1 protein-coding gene is annotated in these 1,198 nt (G+C 73.8%); it reads right to left on the reverse strand.

Features of this window, described 5'->3' with window-relative positions:
- The coding region (locus tag HW577_RS25345; protein ID WP_198378853.1) for a hypothetical protein at positions 1-1,083 on the reverse strand (1,083 nt) is incomplete at its 3' end.
- Positions 1,084-1,198 lie beyond the last annotated feature (115 nt).

Below are 1,198 nucleotides of genomic sequence, written 5' to 3' on the forward strand. Positions count from 1 at the left end.
CGCCGCGTGCAGCGCCCCCAGCGGCGGCAGGCCCGCGCGCAGCGCATCGCGCGGCTGCAGCGCGGCGTCGTAGGCGGCAAGTTCGCGCACGGGAAAGCCCTCGGCGATGCGCGGCCGCAGCGCGGCGGCCAGGTGGTCGGCGCCGAGCGTATCGCCGATGCCCGCCGTGACCAATTGCGCGACCGTGTTGCGCAGCACCGCCTCGGCCACCGCAAGCGGATGGGCGCGCAGCGTCTCGCCCACGATCGCGCCGGCCTCGGCCGAGAGCAGCGCGCCGCCGAGGAAGCGCGCGCGCCCCTCGGCATCGCGGTTCACCGGGCTGTCCGCCGCCCAGAGGAAGTCGTTCGCGTCCATCGGCAGCCGGTCGGCGAAGGCACAGAGATACCAGCCGGCATCGGGGCAGCGGGCACGGATCACCGCCGCTGCCGGTCCATCCGCCTGCAGCCGCGCCAGCATGAAGGTCGCGCCATGCGGGGAGAGCGCTGCGCGGCCATGCCCGACCCAGTTCGTGCCGAACAGCAGCAGCACGGCGCCTGCCAGCGGCGCGGCCACGCGCAGCGCGCCGCGCGGGCCACCGAAGACCAGGGCGGGCAGCAGCAGCGCGAGCGCGAGCGGCAGATGCGCGAGATGCGCGGCGATGCCGAGGGCGGACAGCGCGCCGAGATAGACCGCCTCGACGCGCGAGAGCGCATCCCGCACGCAGCCCAGCAGCGCGAGTGCGAGCACCAGCGCCGGGGCGAAGACATCGGGCATCAGCAGCGCGACGGTGAAGGGCGCGGTCGTCAGCGCCGCGAGCGCGCAGACGAGCAGATGCGCGCGCTGCGTCGCCGCGCCCCGCAGCGCGCGCTGCGCGAGCCACAGCAGGTGGGAGAGCATCAGCGCCTGCGCCGCCATCGGCAGCCACAGCGAGACGCGCCAGTGGAAGGCGTGCAGCAGCGGCCCATACACCCAGGGCTTGTCCCACAGCATCAGGGGCCCGAGCGTCTGGTGCAGGAAGCCGCCGGTGTCGCTGAACACGAGGGGGTAGCCGTTGAGGAAGGCGGGCCAGGCGAGCAGCGCGGCACCCAGGATGATGCTCAGCATGGAACAGGGGGGGAGGGTGAACCTCCCCCGGACCCCCTCCCTTTTCTGTCTTTTGGGACCTGACACCCGAGGTCAGTCCCCAGCAGGCAAAGAAGGTTGAGGGGGGGCAAGGGGG

It is taken from the genome of Neoroseomonas rubea (assembly GCF_016106015.1).
GTDB classification, from domain to species: domain Bacteria; phylum Pseudomonadota; class Alphaproteobacteria; order Acetobacterales; family Acetobacteraceae; genus Neoroseomonas; species Neoroseomonas rubea.